The sequence below is a fragment of the Luteimonas aestuarii genome (assembly GCF_004357985.1).
In the GTDB taxonomy this organism is placed as follows: Bacteria; Pseudomonadota; Gammaproteobacteria; order Xanthomonadales; family Xanthomonadaceae; genus Luteimonas; species Luteimonas aestuarii.
Map to the genome: position 1 here is coordinate 256,814 of NZ_SMTF01000001.1, position 17,018 is coordinate 273,831.

A 17,018-nucleotide genomic window follows, 5' to 3' on the forward strand; every position below is an offset into this window, starting at 1 on the left:
CGCGCCGCCCCCAAGGACGGTGCCGTACGGCCCAGAATTCAGAAACGTGAAGCATGTCCTCCGACGGGCATAGGGTCAAGCTACGGAAGTCATGCTGCCGTGAAGGTGGTCACGAACCCGACCCGATCATCCCCGGAACCTCCACCAACGCCTGCACCAGGCCGGGGCCATCGATGCCCCCGCCCTGCGCCATGTCGGGTCGCCCTCCGGCTTTGCCGCCCGCCTTCGCCGCGACTTTTGCCAACAACTCTCCGGCCTTGACCCGGCCCGCCGCGGCGCCACCTACGCCTGCCGCCAGCGCCGCCTTGCCATCCTGCACGCCGGCCAGCACCACCACCGCATCGCCCAGTTGCTGGCGCAGGCGGTCGATCGCATCGCGCAACGCCTTGGCATCCACGTTCTCCAGGCGCGCAGCCACGACCTTGATGCCATCGACCTCCACCGCCTGGTCGGCAAGGCTGCTGGTCGCCCCACTGGCCGCCTTGGCCTTGAGCGCATCGAGTTCCCGCTCCAGCTTCTTCTGGCGGTCCAGCAACGCACGCAGCTTGTCGATCGATTCGGCGGTGGTTCCCCCCAACAATCCGGCGACGTCCTTCAGCCGCTGCTCCTCGGCCGCGACGTGGTCCAGGGCCGCCTGCCCCGTGAGCGCTTCGATACGCCGCACGCCGGCCGAGACACCGCCTTCGGACACCAGCTTGAACAGGCCGATGCCGCCAGTGCGCGCGACGTGGGTACCACCGCACAGTTCGACCGAATCGCCCATCTTCACTACGCGGACGCGCTCGCCATACTTCTCGCCGAACAACGCGATGGCACCGGCATCGATGGCCTCCTGCATCGCCATCTCGCGGGTTTCGACCGGATGGTCGGCGCGCACTTCGGCGTTGACCAGGCGCTCGATCTCGGCCAACTGCCCGGAAGCGACAGGCTGGAAGTGGGAGAAGTCGAAGCGCAGCCGGTCCGGGGCGACCAACGAGCCCTTCTGTGCCACGTGGGTGCCCAGCAGGCCGCGCAGCGCGCCATGCAGCAGATGCGTCGCGCTGTGGTTGAGCAGGGTGCTGCCACGGCGCTCGGCATCGACGGCGCCAAGCAGGTGGTCTCCGCGTCTCAGGCTGCCGCTGGCGAGCGTGCCCACATGGGCGTGGAACTGGCCGGCCAGCTTGAGCGTGTCATCGACGCGGAAGCGCACACCGTGCCCGTCCAGTTCACCGGTATCGCCCACCTGCCCGCCCGATTCGGCGTAGAACGGCGTGCGATCGAGGATCACGATGGCCGCGTCACCCGCGTCGATGGACTCCACCGGGCGTCCGTCCTTCAGCAGCGCCAACACCACCAGGCCAGCTTCATGCAGACGGTCGTAGCCGACGAATCGAGTGGGCTGCAGTTGGGCGACCAGGTCCGCCGGCAACTGTACGCCACCACCGAACCTCCCGGCCGCGCGGGCGGTTTCGCGCTGCTTCTCCATCGCCGATTCAAACCCGGCGATATCGACCGACAGGCCGCGCTCGCGCGCGATGTCCTGGGTGAGGTCCAGTGGGAACCCATACGTGTCGTACAGACGGAAGGCGTCCGCGCCCGGGATGGCGCCACCGGATTTCGCGGCCACGTCATCGAAGATCTTCATGCCGGCATCGAGCGTCTCGGCAAAGCGTTCTTCCTCCGCCAGCAGCGCCTTGCCGACGAAGTCCCGCTTGGCGCGCAGCTCGGGATAGGCATCGCCCATCAGCGCGTCCAGCGTTTCGACCAGCTGGTGGAAAAACGGCTGGCGCACGCCAAGCATCCAGCCATGGCGCAATGCGCGACGGATGATCCGGCGCAGTACGTAGCCGCGGCCCTCGTTCGACGGCAGCACGCCATCGACGATCAGGAAACTGCACGCACGGATATGGTCGGCGATCACGCGCAGCGACTTGTCCTGCAGGTCCGGCGTGCCCGTGAGTACCGACGCCTTGCGGATAAGCGCGTCGAACAGGTCGATCTCGTAGTTGCTGTGCACGCCCTGCAGCACGGCGGCCAGCCGTTCCAGCCCCATGCCGGTATCGACGCAGGGCGCCGGTAGCGGGACCAGCGTGCCATCCGGTTGCTTGTCGAACTGCATGAACACCAGGTTCCAGATCTCGATGTAGCGGTCGCCATCCTCGTCCGGCGAGCCGGGCGGGCCGCCGAAGTGCGCGGGACCGTGGTCGTAGAAGATCTCGCTGCAGGGACCGCAGGGGCCGGTATCGGCCATTTGCCAGAAGTTGTCGGAGGCGAACGGCGCACCCTTGTTGTCGCCGATGCGGACGATGCGCTCGGCCGGAACGCCGATCATGTCGTGCCACAAGGCGTAGGCTTCGTCGTCGGTGTGGTAGACCGTGACCAGCAGGCGCTCCTTCGGCAAGCCCCAGACGCCGGTCAGCAGTTCCCAGGCCCAGGCGATCGCCTCCTTCTTGAAGTAGTCGCCGAACGACCAGTTGCCAAGCATCTCGAAGAAGGTGTGGTGGCGTGCGGTGTAGCCGACCGAATCGAGGTCGTTGTGCTTGCCACCGGCGCGCAGGCAGCGCTGCACGTCGGCGGCGCGCGGGTTGACGCGCTTCTCGGCGCCCAGGAACACGTCCTTGAACTGCACCATGCCCGAGTTGGTGAACAGCAGGGTCGGGTCGTTCGCGGGCACCAGCGGTGCGGACGGCACGATCTCATGGCCCTTGCCGCGGAAAAACTCGAGGAAATCGCTGCGGATGCGCGCAGTCGTATATGCAGTGGGGTTGGTCATGGCGGGCCTGGCAGCGGGCGGGCCATCCGTTCCGTCCCGCGACACCCCAAGACGAGGCCCATGGCCAGAGCAGACAACCCAGACAAGCCGCCAGATTATCAAACCGGCCGGGGTTCAGTCGCCGGCTTCTTCCGGGGCGACCCGGGTCGCGATGCGGATGGTGTCGCCATCGAACCCCCGGCGGATCAGCAATTCGGCCGCCTTGCGCAGCTGCGCCTGGCCGGTTGGGCCGTCTTCACCGAACCGGCGCCGGACCAGGTCGCGCGCTACGTCCGTCCAGTCCCCGTCGAAAGAGGCCATTGCCGAAGCGATCGTCCCTGCATCCAGCCCATGCGTCCCCAGCTCCGCCCGGATATGCCTGGGCCCGTAGCCGCTGCCCACCCGGCTGCGCACCAGCGACTCGGCGAAACGGCCATCGTCCTGCCAGCCCTCCCCCGCCAGCCGCGCAACCGCGGCCTCGATCTCGGTCGTCTCCACGCCGCGCGAGGCCAGCTTGCGCGTCAGCTCCTTGCGGGAGTGCTCGCGGCGTGTCAACAGCGCCAGCGCTCGCTGGGTCGCCGTCAACGGCGCACGCTGCCGGCGAGGACGCGAGGGTTCGCTCATGCCGGCGCGATGGCCGCCAGCCCATGACCACCGCGGGGACGGGTTTCGATGAATTGCCCGAAACCGGCGATGATCGGTTTGGCACGATCAATCGCGTCGCGTACGGCGGCAATCGATAGCGATGCCTTGTGGCTGGCCGCACTGTCCCAGACCTCGGTGATCCAAATGCCCTCCGCGTCGGCGGTATCTTCCGCCACCACATAGGCCAGGCATCCGGGCATCCGCCCCGCGTTCTCCAGCAGGATCGCCAGCAACGCATCGCGCTGGCCCGGCACCGCCTTGATGTTGCCGATCAAACCAAACATGGAGGCTCCATTGCCCGAAGCGGGCAGGGTCGGAAACGCTGGCACGGACTGCATTGCCGCCATGGCGAAGACCGAAACGACGAAATCACGGCGCGTTGTCACCGCGCCTCCGGCAACGCAGGATGCTGCTGCCAAAACAGTACAACCCTCCCCGTCTCCGGAGAGGGTTGCAAGTGGAAACGCCATCCCTGGCCACGAAGATCAATCCTCGGCGACGCCATCGTCCGACTCGTCGCGCTTGGCTTCGGCCGGCTGGAACTTCTCGCGCAGCTCGCCTTCCAGCTTGGTCGCCAGGTGCGGGTTTTCCTTGAGGTAGTTGCGGGCGTTCTCCTTGCCTTGGCCGATGCGTTCATCGTTGTAGCTGTACCAGGCGCCGGCCTTGTCGACCAGCTTGGCGTCGACACCCATGTCGATCAGCTCACCCTCGCGGCTGATGCCCTCGCCGTAGAGGATTTCGGTGATGACCTGCTTGAACGGCGGCGCCATCTTGTTCTTGACCACCTTGATCCGGGTCTGGTTGCCGATGATCTCGTCGCCCTTCTTGATCGCGCCGATGCGGCGGATGTCCAGGCGCACCGAGGCATAGAACTTCAGCGCGTTGCCGCCCGTGGTGGTTTCCGGGCTCTGGCCCGGCATCATGATGCCGATCTTCATGCGCAGCTGGTTGATGAAGATCACCATGCAGTTGCTGCGCTTGATGTTGCCGGTCAGCTTGCGCAGCGCCTGGCTCATCAGCCGCGCCTGCAGGCCAGGGAGCTGGTCGCCCATCTCGCCCTCGATCTCGGCTCGCGGCGTGAGCGCGGCAACCGAGTCCACCACCACCATGTCCACCGCATTGGAGCGCACCAGCATGTCGGCGATCTCGAGCGCCTGCTCGCCGGTATCGGGCTGCGACACCAGCAGGTCGTCCATGTTCACGCCGAGCTTCTGCGCGTAGGCAGGGTCGAGCGCGTGTTCGGCATCGATGAAGGCCGCGGTGCCGCCCGCCTTCTGGCACTGTGCGATCGTCTGCAGTGTCAGCGTGGTCTTGCCCGAGGATTCCGGCCCGTAGATCTCGACCACGCGCCCCTTGGGCAGGCCGCCGATGCCCAGCGCCAGGTCCAGCATCAGCGAACCGGTGCCGATGACTTCCGCCGCCTCGACGTTGCCGTCGCCCATGCGCATCACCGAGCCCTTGCCGAACTGCTTCTCGATCTGGGTCAGGGCGGCCGACAGCGCGCGCTTCTTGTTTTCGTCCATCTTCGTGATCCTTGTCATCGTGGGTTCGTGTTGGGTGCATCCTTGCAGGCGTCCATCGCACAGGCTGCGACGCGGGCGCCAGGTTCGAAACTAGTGGCGTGCCCGGCCGCGGCATGCCAGCCGATGCCGCCCGCGGCTGTCAGGGAACACCCCATCGCGATCACCGGTTGGGCCTGACCAGTCCGCAGTACAGGCCCTCGATGGCGAACTCCTGGTCGGGTTGCACCTCGATGGGGGCGTAATCAGGGTTGCGCGGCAGCAGGCGGATGCGGTCCTTGCCGATCTTGAGCAGCTTCACGGTCACGGCATCGTCCACGCGCGCGACGACGATCTGCCCGCTGCGCGCCTCCCGGGTGCGATGCACGCCGATCAGGTCGCCTTCGAAGATGCCTTCGTCGATCATCGAATCACCCTTGACCTTCAGCAGGTAGTCCGGCGCGGGCGAGAACAGCGCGCGGTCCATCAGCACCACCTGGTCGCTGCCGATGTCGGCGCCGATCGGCAGGCCCGCGGCCACCTGGCCCAGCACCGGCAATTGCAGCGTGTCGTCGTTGGCAGGCAGGGCGAGTTCGGACTGCGGCGGCAACACCGGCTTCAGCAAGCGGATCCCGCGGGCGCGGCCAGGCACGCGCTCGATGGCGCCGGATGCCTCCAGCGCCTCGAGGTGGTACTGCGCCGCACGGACGCTACTGAAGCCGAAGGCCCGGGCGATCTCGGCCTGCGAAGGCGGCATGCCCTCGGCCTCGATCCGTTCGGCGATCAGTTCGAGGATGGCCTGCTGGGTGTCGGTGATCTTCATGGTTAGTAGTAATACTACTAACCCGCTGCCTCCGCAAGCCCTCGCAGCGCGCGGGCGACCGTCTGTCGACGAACGGCCTCCCGATCGCCCTCGAAATGGAACACGTCCGCCGAGGCATAGCCGCCGCGCCGCTTCCAGGCGATCCAGACGGTACCGACCGGCTTGTCGGGGGCACCGCCCCCGGGCCCGGCGATACCGGTTACCGCCACCGCGATGCTGGCGCCGGAGTGCACCAGCGCGCCGGACACCATTTCGATCGCCGTTTCGCGGCTGACCGCGCCATGCTCCTCGAGCGTTTGCGGACGTACGCCCAACATCGCCTGCTTGGCCTCGTAGCTGTAGACGGCCATGCCGCAGTCGAACCACTCGGACGATCCGGCGATATCGGTGACGACCTTCGCGATCCAGCCGCCGGTGCAGCTTTCGGCCGTGACCAGCATGTGGTGGCCGGCGCGCAGACGGATGCCCAGGTCATCGGCCAGCGTGCGGAGGTCGTCGTCGGTGGGGATGGCGTCGGGCATGCGCATCATGGCGATCGTCGGGGCGCCCATTTGTACCCGAATCGCCCTCGCCTGTCGTGGCCGCCAAAAGCAAAGCCCGCGCATCAGGGATGCGCGGGCTTCGCTGGCAACGTGGATCAGTAGCGGGTGCGGAAGGTGATGCCGTACATCCGCGGCGCGCCGAGGAACGCGTTGTAGGTGTTGAACGGGTTGCCCGGCACTGGCGAGACGTTCTGCAGCGGGCCATCGAACCCGACCTGCACGTACTCGGTGTCGGTGATGTTGGTGCCCCACAGTTCGACCATCCAGCGACCATCGCCACGACCGAAGCCGAAGCGCGCGTTGAACACCGTATACGCCTTCTGGTGCTTCTCGACGTCGAGGTCGGAGCCGGTGTTGTAGGCCCCCATGTACTTGCCGCCGATGTTGAAGCGGCCGATCAGGTTGTCGGAGAAATCCCACTCGTACGTGGCCGCCAGCGAGCCCGACCACTCAGGCACGAACGGCATCGTCGCGCCCGGCAGCTTGTACAGCGCGCCGGTGGGCTCGATGAAGTCCACGCCCGGGATGTTGCTGCCGAACTTGGTATCGGCATACATCAGCCCGCCCTGCAGCATGAGGCCCATCACCGCCCGCGGCTGCCACAGGATCTCGGCGTCCAGTCCGGTCGAGGTGACCTTCGGGATCGAACGCACCACGAAGCTGGTGCCGAGGAAGCTGTTGAGCTGGAAGTCCTCGTACTCCTGGTGGAACAGCGTGGCATTGAGCAGCAAGGTGCCATCCGCCCAGGTGGTCTTGGCACCCAACTCGTAGCTGTCGACGAACTCGCCACCGAACGACGTATCGTTGACCGGGATGATGCCTTGGCCATCGATCGACTGGCCGGTGGCGGACTGCACGCGGTCGAGGTTGAAGCCACCGCCCTTGTAGCCGCGCGCGGCCGAGGCGTAGGTCATCACGTTCTCGTTCCAGCGGTAAGCCGCCTTGACCGTACCTGACCACTCCTTCTCTTCGCTTTCCTGGAAGGTATTGCGGCCGTTGTGCAGCGGGTTGGCCCAAGGCAGGCAGCCATAGCCGATGACCTGCGGAATGACCTGGGGCAGCGCCGCCGCGGGCACGCCACGCGCGAGGAGCGCTGCCGCAATGCGCTGCTGGCCCACCGTGGGCTGCAGCATGGCGGCACAACCCGGGCTGCCGTTTGGATTGCTGTAGACCGAGGTCAGCTCCTTGTCCTCGCGGGTGTAGCGCAGGCCGAGGGTCAGGTCCAGCGCATCGGTGGCACGCCAGGTGTTGTTGGTGAACAGCGCAAGCGTCTTGGCATTCTGTTCGTAGCGGTCGTTGGCGCCAAAGCCGGCGAACACGGTGCCGAACGGACGCCCGGTGGCATCGGCGAGGAACGTCGGTGCATTCGGAAGCTGGCCAAGCGCCGGGTTGACCAGCGACAGCAGTGCGATCGACAGGTAAGGCTCGTAGTGCCGCCCGATGCGGTAGGTCTCGTTGCGGCGCAAGTCCTCGTCGGAATAGAACATGCCGACCATCCAGTCGAGGCGATCGGCCGAGCCGGTCAGGCGGAACTCCTGGCTGAAGGTCTTGAAGCCGGTGAACGACTCGTCCTCGTCGGCGTTGCGGTACAGGATGTCGGCGCCGCTGAAGTCGAAATCCAGGCCATTGATGGCCTGCCAGTCGCGAGAGGCGGTGATCGAGGTCAGCGTGGCGCCCCCCAGCCAGGACGCGTCCCAGTTGACCTCCATCGACACGCCCTTGTCCTTGATGTCCTGACTGGTCGGGCGGTTGCTGTAGGCCATGCGGTCGAACGGATCGTCGCCTGGGGCGGCGACCGCGGACGCATTGGGGCCAAGCTCGGCCCGGACCAGGCCGTTGAGGATCGCGCCGGTCGCGCCCACCACCGTCTGCACCGCCGTACAGCAGTTCTCCTCACGGCTGGTGTAGTCGGCCGAGAACACGATGTCGAGGTTGTCGCTCGGCTCGATCAGCAGCTTGCCGCGCAGGGTGTGGAAGTTCTGGTCGTAATCGTCCGTTTCCTGGCGCGGGCCGGGGCCGGTGCGGACGTCCATCCAGCCATCGCGCTTGCGCTTGGCGGCGAAAACGTTGAACGCCATGTTGTCGCTGATGGCATCGTTGTAGCTGGCCGACACGCCCAGTGCGCCGTAGTTGCCGGCGGTGACCTCGGCCTCGGCGCTCTGCGAGTAGCTGGGACGACGGGTGACCACGTTGATCACGCCCGCCGAGGTGTTCTTGCCGAACACCGTGCCCTGCGGGCCCTTCAGCACTTCGATGCGCTCCATCTGCCCGAGGTCGCCGAAACCAACGCTGTTGCGCGGGCGGTACACGCCATCGATGACCACGCCGACCGAGGATTCCAGGCCGACGTTGTCGCCCACGGTGCCGATGCCGCGGATACGCGCGGTGGTGATGGCTTCGTTCTGGGTGCTGGTGACGGTCAGGCCCGGCACCAGGATCTGCATGTCCTTGATGTCGCGCACGCCGGTGTCCTGCAACAGGCGCTCATCAAGCGCGGTCACCGAGATCGGCACGTCCTGCATCTGTTCTTCGCGCTTCTGCGCAGTCACCACCATCGTGGCGAGGGAACGGGGTTCTTCCTCCGAAGCGGAAGGGGCGTCCTGCGCGAGCGCAGGCAGGGTGAAGGAAGCGAGTGCCGCGAACACGGCGGTGGTCAGAACATTGCGCTGCGGGTGGCGAGAAGCCATGGTGTCCCCCTAACCTGAAGTGGTGGAAATGCAAGATCGTGGTTGGCGCGGTACGAGCAAACGCCACCTCCCCCGCTCCCGGGGAGATGGGTGCGTGGCGTACCGGTCGGCGTGGGGGACTGACCGGGCACCATCGCGTTGGCATGACACAAAACCAACGAAAACCTAACACACTTTCCGGACGCATGCGTATGTGCCGGCGGTCATGCCCGACCTGGTCGTTGCTGCCCTGCAGCAGATTTGGGGTCGTCAGCCAGCCAGGTCAGGGCGCGGCGCACGCATCGCCCCGAATTGTCAGAATAGAGGGCTGATCCGACACCCTGCGACGCGCGCGGCACGACCTTGAAGACTCCCTCCCCCAAAGACGCCGGCGACGCTGCCCCGCGGGCCGAGCACACGCCTTTGATGAAGCACCATTGGCGTATGTTCAGATAACGCTCTTGTTTCCCCAGTTTTCCGCTGTTTTTGCGGCCTAGCGAATAATCGGGGACGCCCGTCGCAACACCATCGCAACAAGATCAAGCCCGCCACGGCGTCCTGAAATCGGTGCCCACGGGGCACTGTTGAGGCCCCTCGAACACGGGCATTGGCAATGACCACCACGCGCTCCAGTCGAGACGCGACGTGGACACGCTCCACTCCCAGGGGCGACGGCACACGAAGCCGACGCACTCCTCCGCAGGAGTGATGGCCAGAGGGTCCAAGCCCGGCCAAAGGGGCGGCAAGGGCTCGGGCACCACGGCCGCCACCCTCACCTCCTGTCCGGCCCCATAAGAACGAATGGCCAGAAGGCAGGGCGCCCGAAGCTCGACGTGGGGCATGTCCTTGAAGTCGGTCCAAGCCCCACCCCACCGCAAGCCGGCCGCCTGGGCCAGTTCCCCGTAGCGCTCGTAGCCCTGGCGAACGTGGTCGTTCTTGAGGTTCCAGCTGGGTCGCCCCCGCTTGTGGATGACCATGTCGGCGGCGAAGCCATGATTGTGGCAGCTCCTACCCGGGCCGACCTGGGTCACGCCCTTCTGGCTGGCCAGGAGTTCGGCCTGGCGCTCCTCCGACCGGTAGCCCTCGGCCAGACGCAGGTCATACCCCTCTTCTTTCATCTGCAGCTGGATCCGCTCCAGCTTGTCCCGAAGCTCAGGGTGGACGCCGTCCCACTGAGGGGCGTCCTTGTGCCGGTGGAACAGCCGCTTGAACAGACCGGGCTTCTTGCCATGGACGTCAGCGATTGAGTCGGTGGGAACGTGCGCGTGCGCCGGCACGGCAACGGCGAACAACAGGAAAGACGCCAGCAGCGCTTTGGCGAGATTGAAAATCATGAGTAGGCCTCCTTACTCATACGGGTCTACTCTTCATGAAAAAGGAAAATCGGAAACGCGCAAGGACCCCTTGCGAATCTGAAAACCTTGTATAGAAAAGAAGAGGCAGGCCCCCTCCTTGCCTGCAGCTTCCCGGCTCGACGCGGTCTCCTGTCGGTTCCCCACGTCGGGTCGGGAGGTTCTTCATGCCCCCCCCTTGCGCGTTTCCCGCTGCGTGTTACTCGTGAGTAGACACCCCTACTCGTCTTGGAGGACACGCCACCATGAAACGCTCACTCATTCACCTCGCGCTGCTCGCCTGCCTGTTCTCCGGAACGGCGATGGCGCAGGTCCAGGTCGGCAACAACGCCAACGCGACCGCCCTCGAAACCACCGCCGTGGGCGACAGCGCCAATGCGGTCACGGACCTCTCAACGGCCATTGGTGCCCGAGCCATCGCGGATGGCGGCATGATCGACGGCACCCCGTGCGTAGGAGCCACTGCGGTGGGCAACGAAGCCACTTCCCAGGGCTGCAGCACCACCTCGGTGGGCCACATGAGCCACGCGAACGGGCCGAGTGCAACCGCAGTGGGTGCGAGAGCAGAATCGACGGGCGTTAACTCTTCTGCCTTTGGCGCAGGCGCTTCCGCCTCGAACAGCGGGACCGCCATCGGCTCCAACACCTCCGTGTCCGGGACCTTCGGCGCCGCCATTGGGTCTGGCGCTGCAGCTGCCGGTGCTCGCGGCACGGCCATTGGAGCGATGTCGAAGGCAGACGCCGACGGTTGCGTTGCTCTGGGCTCTTTCAGTGAATGCACGAATTCGGATGAGGTCAGCGTTGGCAACGTGGGATATGGCATCTATCGCCGCGTGACGAATCTCGCCAACGGGATCAACGACACCGACGCTGCCTCGGTGGGTCAACTCCGCTCAATGTCCGGGGCCATCGGCGGCGGGGCGGGCTTCGTCAACGGCGTGTTCGTCCCGCCGACCATCACCTTGTCCAGCGGCAACACCCACACCAACGTCACGGCCGCCATTTACGACCTGGACGGGCGCCTTCATACCGTGGAGCAGAACCCGGGCGGTGGCTCGCAAGGCCCGGCCGGTCCAGCCGGTGCCAGCGCCTACGACGTGGCCGTTTCCAACGGCTTCACTGGAACGGAAACGGAGTGGCTGGTATCGCTGAAAGGCGACAAGGGAGAGCGTGGCGATGTGGGTTCGCAAGGGCCTGCCGGCGCCAACGGTCGGGACGGACAAGGCGACGGAACCAACCCCTACTTCGTCGCCAACGGCAACAACGACGGGTCGGACAACGCGCAGGCAGACCAGCTCGGGGGTGTTGCGGCCGGCCGCAACGCGGCTTCCCGAGGCTTCGGTGACGTGGCTGTCGGTGAGGACGCCAACGCGGACTCAGGCCCTGATGGATCTGGGGCGGTCTCCATTGGTCCCCGCTCCAGCGCCGTGGGTGGTGGAACCACCTCCGTCGGCGACCAAGCCAATGCGCAAGACCGCGGTTCGGCCGCCTTCGGTATGGGCGCCAACGCACGTGATAGCAGCCTGGCCGCTGGCATGGGCGCTGCGTCCACCGGCCACGTCAGCACTGCTGTCGGCCCTCATGCGCAAGCATCGGGACGTGCCGCTGCGGCGTTCGGTAACAACGCCCAGGCGCAACAGGACAACGCCACTGCAGTCGGCTCTGCGACGGTAGCTCAGCGAAACGGCACCGCGGTGGGCGCCGGCTCAGCGGCTGGGGTGAACGGAACGGCCATGGGCGTAAACGCCAGCGCCACGCACACCAACTCGGTGGCCATCGGCGCCAACACCCGCACCACGGGCGCCAACCAAGTGGCTATGGGTTACCGCCAGGTCACCCAGGTGGCCGACGGCCGAGTGGCGCAAGGCTCCACGGATGCCGTCAACGGTGGGCAGCTGTGGAACCTTCAGCAGTCGCTGGATGACCGGTGGGTTCAGATCGACCGTCGATTGGAACGGACCGACAAGCGTGTGGACGGTGTGTGCGCAATGGGCCAGGCCCAATCCCAAGTTGCAATGTCAGCAAGCGCGATCAACAAGCGTAACCGTTTGGCGATGGGCGCTGGCCACTGCGGCGGTCAGACCGCTCTTTCGCTTGGTTACGTGCGCGACTTGACCACTCCCGGCGGATCGCCATCGGCTTTCTCGATTGGTGTCTCCTCGACTGGTAGCCAGACGTCAATCGGCGTGGGCTGGGCAATTGGTTGGTAACTGAAAAGGAGGTGATCTGTCTCGGCAGGGGCCCTTCGGGGCCCTTGTTCGTGCACGCTGGAATTTAATTGAATTGCCATAATTTACAAGCACTTACAGTTGCATTCCGGGCCCGAGGGGCGTATAATCGCCCCAAACAATTTCGCAGAGGGGTGTGGGTTCAATTCCCTACCCATCACGATGGTCGTAGCGCCGATAGCCGCCATCGCCTTGGCTCTCACCAAGGGATGGTTCTTCAACCGCAACAGGAATGGTGACACCCGCAACAACGATGACAACACGGAGGAAAACGTCATGAAGAAAGCAAACCGTTCGAGCAATACAGGAAATGGCAACACCAGCAAAACACTCAAGAACGCAATCGGCGCGATTCTGAAAGTGGGATACGACACGACCGTTGGGATGGGAGCTGGTGCGCTCCTCCAGCAACACCAGGTCAGCGAACGGTGAGCCCCGCTCCCTGCTGACCCACACGAAGAGCCCGGGACCAGCCCGGGCTTTTCTTTTGAGCGATTACAGCCGGGCACGGGACCCAGGATCGGGAAGTGGTGTTGCCCAAGCCTGCGCCAGGTGCTCGGCCTTCTTGGACGCCTTCCAGACTTGAAGCGTTTCCAATGTTGTGGAGTCGGCCGCCAGATCCATAGCCCCCTCACCGTCCTGGTTGAATGCATACAGATCCGCTCCGTTATCGAGGAGCAGTAGGCACATGGACGGATGGCCTGAACGTGCCGCTGCCAGCAACGGCGTGTCTCCCGTCAGCCCGTCGACGTCGTCTACGTCCGCGCCCGCCTCCAACAGCAATTCAGCCACAGCGATCGAGCAGCCCCAAACCGCGCGCATCAACGCGGTGTCCCCGCTTTCCCTGCGCTCCAAAGGCAACGTCAGTGCATCCACTTCCGCGCCATTCGCCAGAAGCAACCGGCAGGCGGCCAGGTGGCCTCCGAAAGCGGCCAGGTGGAGCGCTGTCACCTGCTCAGCCATCGTGGACACCATGCCCTGATCAACCAGCACGTAGCGCCCGGGATCCATGCCCGCCTCGAGGAGTTGGCGCAATTCGTCCGTGTCGCCCACGCGGGCCGCGCGCATCCATCGGTTGTCCAAGGCTGTTCCCCTCTGAGGTCGATAAGCCACGGTAGATCGGCATCGGGAACGCGCAAGGGGTTGCCAGTCCTCGAATCTGATCTATTCGTGAGTGGGTCGTTTCACTCACGGAGAGATCATGACCCACCGCCACAACCTCGGACGCAGTGAGAAATATCACCCACTGCCCCGCACCCTATACGCCCTGTTGTTCGACGACGGGGGCTGCTACATCGGACAGAGTTCGAACCCGCAGCAGCGGGAGAAACAGCACCGTTCCCAGCAGGGCGGCTGGCACCGCCCCTTCCAGTTTCATGTGCTGAACGTGGTGACGGCCACCCGAGCGGAAGCCGAAGCACACGAACAGGCCTGGCGAGTGAGGGCGTCGAAGGAAGGTTGGCGCGTCTACGCCAAGCCCCCGGGCATCGTCATCAACCCCCACCGTCGGGCGACGCCCCACGTTCGATGCCTGGCCCTCCAGTGCCGATGGACCTTGGGCACGCCAAGCAGGCTTCCCTCGGAACGCATCCGGTGGTGGCCGTGGATCGCGGTGGGGGCCAGCGTCTTGCTGCTGGCCCGCTGCGTCACCGGGTAAGCACCGCGCCCCGTTGCTTCTCCACTGGCACCTGGGGTTTCGGCTTCAATCCTGCCAGCAGTTCCTCTACATCCTGAACCAGGTTGCGCACGGGCGCTGCCTGGGTTTCGGACAGTCCGACGCTCAGCGCCATTTCCTTGTGCCGCTCGGTGCCCAAGCGTTCGGCCATGCGCTCCATCACGTCGTCCGTCGTATACATGCGGTAGCTGCCCTTGGTCAGGCGCGTGAACGCCACCAGCGCCGATTGCTGATCGAGCATGCCCATGTTGGTGGCCAGGTGGTAAACCTCAGCCTTGCCCTGCCCTTGGGATTTATGGACGGTCATTGCATACCGGTGGGCCAGCGCGTTGTGCTCGCTCGTGTTGAACCTCACGAGGCGCCCGTTCTCCTTCGGGTTCGAAGCTTCGATGCGCACCACCAGGTCATAGCCCCCGGCCTTGTCCTTGCGGATGCTCTCCACCGTTCCCTCGGTGCCGTTGATGACGCCCAGATCGTTGTTCGTCGCCGTGAACATCACCCGGTCGCGGCGGGACAGCGTCAGGTCTTCCCACTTCCCCTTCACGATCGACCGGAAGGTGAACTCTTCCTTGTCCAGCACACCCTGCTCCTGCAGCCCTTTTCGGATGGACATGTTGAGGCTGGTGACCTCGCCCCTGGTATGGGCCAGAACCAACTTCTCGTCCATCGGGGTGGGGTCTTTCAGGTAGTCGTCCACCAGCGCCTTGATCGCCTGCTTATCGGTCCCGAAGTCGTCGATGCAATTTCGCTCCTTGAGATTGCGGAGGATCTGCGCACCCATATCGAGGGTGCCTTGGCGGCTCCGGTGCCCTCGGCGCATGTCCTTGACCCTCCCCTGGGGGTCCCGCTCGTAGAAGCTGTTCGCGGTTATCAGGTCACCGGCGTTCTTCTGCCGACGGATCTCGGTCAGCTTCGTGTCGCCCAGTGCCATCTTCGCCAGTTCGAAACCGTTGCCGGCCGCAATGGGCTGGAGCTGATCTGTGTCTCCTTGGAGCAACAGCTTGCAGCCAATCTGCTGGCAATAGGTCATCAGCTTTAAGGTATCGCCGGTGGCCACCATGCCGGCTTCATCGAGCACAACCACATCCTTCTTCGTCAGAGCAATCTTGCCCTGACGCACCTGGGAGAAAAATCTGGCGACGGACATGCTGGGCATGCCCGACTCGAATTCCAACTTTTCAGCGGCCCGTCCACCCACCGCCAGTCCAATCAGCTGCTTTCCCTCAGCTTCGAAGCACTGCTTGTAGACCTCGGCCACCGTGGTCTTGCCGGTGCCGGCCAACCCCGACATGACGCCGACACCTGCGGTTCCATAGGTCAGGTGACCGATAGCGGCCTTCTGCTCCTCGGTGAGGGTGAACCCCTTGCGCTTCTCATACGCGGCGATCTCCCGGTCCACTGTGGAGCGGAACAGCTTCAGGTCCGTCTCGTTCTCCCGCTCCTTCGAGCGGCGGATGATCTCGGCTTCCCATTCGACCATCCAGGTGGCGCAGAATCGATCCTCTCGGTGCTTGCGCGCCAACCGGTTGCCCCGATCGTCTTCGTGGAGGTGTTCGGCTTTCACGCGCACCAAGTCGTCCTGCTCGGTGAACTCCTTCACCATCTGCAGCACTTCCTCAGCGTTCTTCTGCCCGGCGAATTCCATACCCAGCTCCCGAACCAGGTCATGCTCGCAGAACATCGCCTCGTTCTCGTGCATGCGCTTCAAGACCTCATCGAATGTATGTGGGTCCAGGTGTTGCCCTTGGGTCTGCTTGAGCGACTGGGTGGTCGGAACCAAATCAGGTCTTTCCCTAGCAATGTTTGCGAAGGTCTGCTGCCAGTCTTTCACCACCTGCTCGAACGGCGGCTCTTCCTTCTTCTTGCGGGTGGCCTTGCAGGCCTCGTCGTGGCTGGCCGAAGGATGTTCCTTGACGTAGTCCAGGATTTCCTGGCGGCGGGTCTTCGTCTGGAGCACCAGTTCCCGGTCGATGCCGGCGATGGTGGTGAGAATCTGGCCCGTCTCGCGCCCCATCACGTCCACCTCGCGCTCCCGCTGGATCCCATAGCCCAGCGCTTTCATCGCGCTGTAGAGCTCGGCCTTGTAGAGGTGATCGGCGGCGTGGCGGTGGCGGTAGATCTCGATGGCATCGAACGTGCCCCAACGGCCGTCCTCCCCCGTCGAAACACCAAAGACAAGATGGTGGGTGTGCAGATCGCACTGCACGTTCCTGTTGCTTATGTGGTCGGCGGCAGTCCACACCAGGCCCTGCGTTCCGATGACTTCTTTTCCTCCCTTCTCCCGGCGGGTTTCCACCTTGCTCTCGATGTAGCCCATGGCCACGGCGCAGGCCTGGCGGTGGGCCTTCAGGATGGCCAGCTTCTCGCGCTCGTCCGCCAGCGCGAACGCCACGCTTACGTCCCCGGGGGCCGAAATGGTTAGGTCGAATCCCACCCGATGGCCGCCCTCCCACTTCTCCATCGGCTTGCCATCGTCGTCCAGGCGCACGTTGTCCCAGCGATCCTTTTTGATGACCAGTCGGGGTTCCTCGCCCGCGTTCTTGCACAACGGCCTTCCGGTGGGTGAAAAGCCCTTGCCCAGCAGTTCCATCACCTCGCGGGTGACCGGCTGCCCTTCCAGGCCGAGCTCGGCGGCGAGGCTGCCGCCCCAGTTGATCGTCTGACGGGGATCGGGGCCGCTGCCGGCGTAATAGGCCACCGCGTTGTCGATGGCCAGCCGTTCGGTGGCCAGCAAGTAGTCAAACATGTTGCCGTTGCGCTTGTTGTTGCCACGCGCATCGATTCGAGTGCAGTTGATCATGGAGCCTCCGGAACCTCGGATGATCCAAGGTCCCAGAAAACCTCCGATGCGCAAGGG

13 protein-coding genes are annotated in these 17,018 nt (G+C 64.9%); 3 read left to right on the forward strand and 10 right to left on the reverse strand.

Going from position 1 to position 17,018, the window contains the following annotated elements; genetic code table 11:
• Positions 1–109: 109 nt before the first annotated feature.
• The 8 genes from alaS to E2F46_RS01190 all read right to left on the reverse strand — a co-directional run bounded on the left by alaS (position 110) and on the right by E2F46_RS01190 (position 10,240).
• Positions 110–2,752 (reverse strand): alanine--tRNA ligase, encoded by a 2,643-nt coding sequence (gene alaS, locus E2F46_RS01155; protein WP_133320347.1) that lies wholly within the window; start codon positions 2,750–2,752, stop codon positions 110–112.
• Between the two features lie 114 nt (positions 2,753–2,866).
• On the reverse strand, positions 2,867–3,355 hold the full coding sequence (gene recX / locus E2F46_RS01160; RefSeq protein ID WP_133320348.1) for a recombination regulator RecX: 489 nt from the start codon (positions 3,353–3,355) through the stop codon (positions 2,867–2,869).
• The gene (locus E2F46_RS01165) at positions 3,352–3,762 is read right to left on the reverse strand and encodes a putative quinol monooxygenase (protein ID WP_243720255.1); all 411 of its coding nucleotides are present in this window, start codon (positions 3,760–3,762) and stop codon (positions 3,352–3,354) included. Before E2F46_RS01165 ends, recX begins: the two co-directional genes overlap by 4 nt.
• A gap of 99 nt (positions 3,763–3,861) precedes the next feature.
• On the reverse strand, positions 3,862–4,899 hold the full coding sequence (gene recA, locus E2F46_RS01170; RefSeq protein WP_133320349.1) for a recombinase RecA: 1,038 nt from the start codon (positions 4,897–4,899) through the stop codon (positions 3,862–3,864).
• 160 nt (positions 4,900–5,059) lie between these two features.
• Positions 5,060–5,698, reverse strand: a complete 639-nt coding sequence (gene lexA / locus E2F46_RS01175) for a transcriptional repressor LexA (protein WP_133320350.1) — start codon at positions 5,696–5,698, stop codon at positions 5,060–5,062.
• A gap of 17 nt (positions 5,699–5,715) precedes the next feature.
• A complete protein-coding gene (locus E2F46_RS01180; RefSeq protein WP_165967313.1) occupies positions 5,716–6,219 on the reverse strand; it encodes a CinA family protein in 504 nt (167 codons plus the stop codon).
• A 116-nt stretch (positions 6,220–6,335) separates the two neighbouring features.
• Positions 6,336–8,927 (reverse strand): TonB-dependent receptor, encoded by a 2,592-nt coding sequence (locus E2F46_RS01185; protein ID WP_133320351.1) that lies wholly within the window; start codon positions 8,925–8,927, stop codon positions 6,336–6,338.
• 518 nt (positions 8,928–9,445) lie between these two features.
• Positions 9,446–10,240, reverse strand: a complete 795-nt coding sequence (locus tag E2F46_RS01190; protein WP_243720256.1) for a M15 family metallopeptidase — start codon at positions 10,238–10,240, stop codon at positions 9,446–9,448.
• Positions 10,241–10,503: 263 nt separating this feature from the next.
• On the opposite strand from E2F46_RS01190, the gene E2F46_RS01195 reads away from it, so the two are divergent.
• The gene (locus E2F46_RS01195; RefSeq protein ID WP_133320352.1) at positions 10,504–12,468 is read left to right on the forward strand and encodes a YadA family autotransporter adhesin; all 1,965 of its coding nucleotides are present in this window, start codon (positions 10,504–10,506) and stop codon (positions 12,466–12,468) included.
• 180 nt (positions 12,469–12,648) lie between these two features.
• The gene (locus E2F46_RS01200; RefSeq protein WP_165967314.1) at positions 12,649–12,918 is read left to right on the forward strand and encodes a hypothetical protein; all 270 of its coding nucleotides are present in this window, start codon (positions 12,649–12,651) and stop codon (positions 12,916–12,918) included.
• Positions 12,919–12,981: 63 nt separating this feature from the next.
• On the opposite strand, the gene E2F46_RS01205 is transcribed toward E2F46_RS01200, so the two are convergent.
• The gene (locus tag E2F46_RS01205; protein WP_133320354.1) at positions 12,982–13,569 is read right to left on the reverse strand and encodes an ankyrin repeat domain-containing protein; all 588 of its coding nucleotides are present in this window, start codon (positions 13,567–13,569) and stop codon (positions 12,982–12,984) included.
• Between the two features lie 118 nt (positions 13,570–13,687).
• On the opposite strand from E2F46_RS01205, the gene E2F46_RS01210 reads away from it, so the two are divergent.
• Positions 13,688–14,143: a GIY-YIG nuclease family protein gene (locus tag E2F46_RS01210; protein WP_133320355.1), complete on the forward strand. Its 456-nt coding sequence runs from the start codon at positions 13,688–13,690 to the stop codon at positions 14,141–14,143.
• On the opposite strand, the gene mobF is transcribed toward E2F46_RS01210, so the two are convergent.
• The gene (gene mobF, locus E2F46_RS01215) at positions 14,133–16,961 is read right to left on the reverse strand and encodes a MobF family relaxase (protein ID WP_133320356.1); all 2,829 of its coding nucleotides are present in this window, start codon (positions 16,959–16,961) and stop codon (positions 14,133–14,135) included. The two genes, E2F46_RS01210 and mobF, sit on opposite strands and share 11 nt — an antisense overlap.
• Positions 16,962–17,018: the final 57 nt, after the last annotated feature.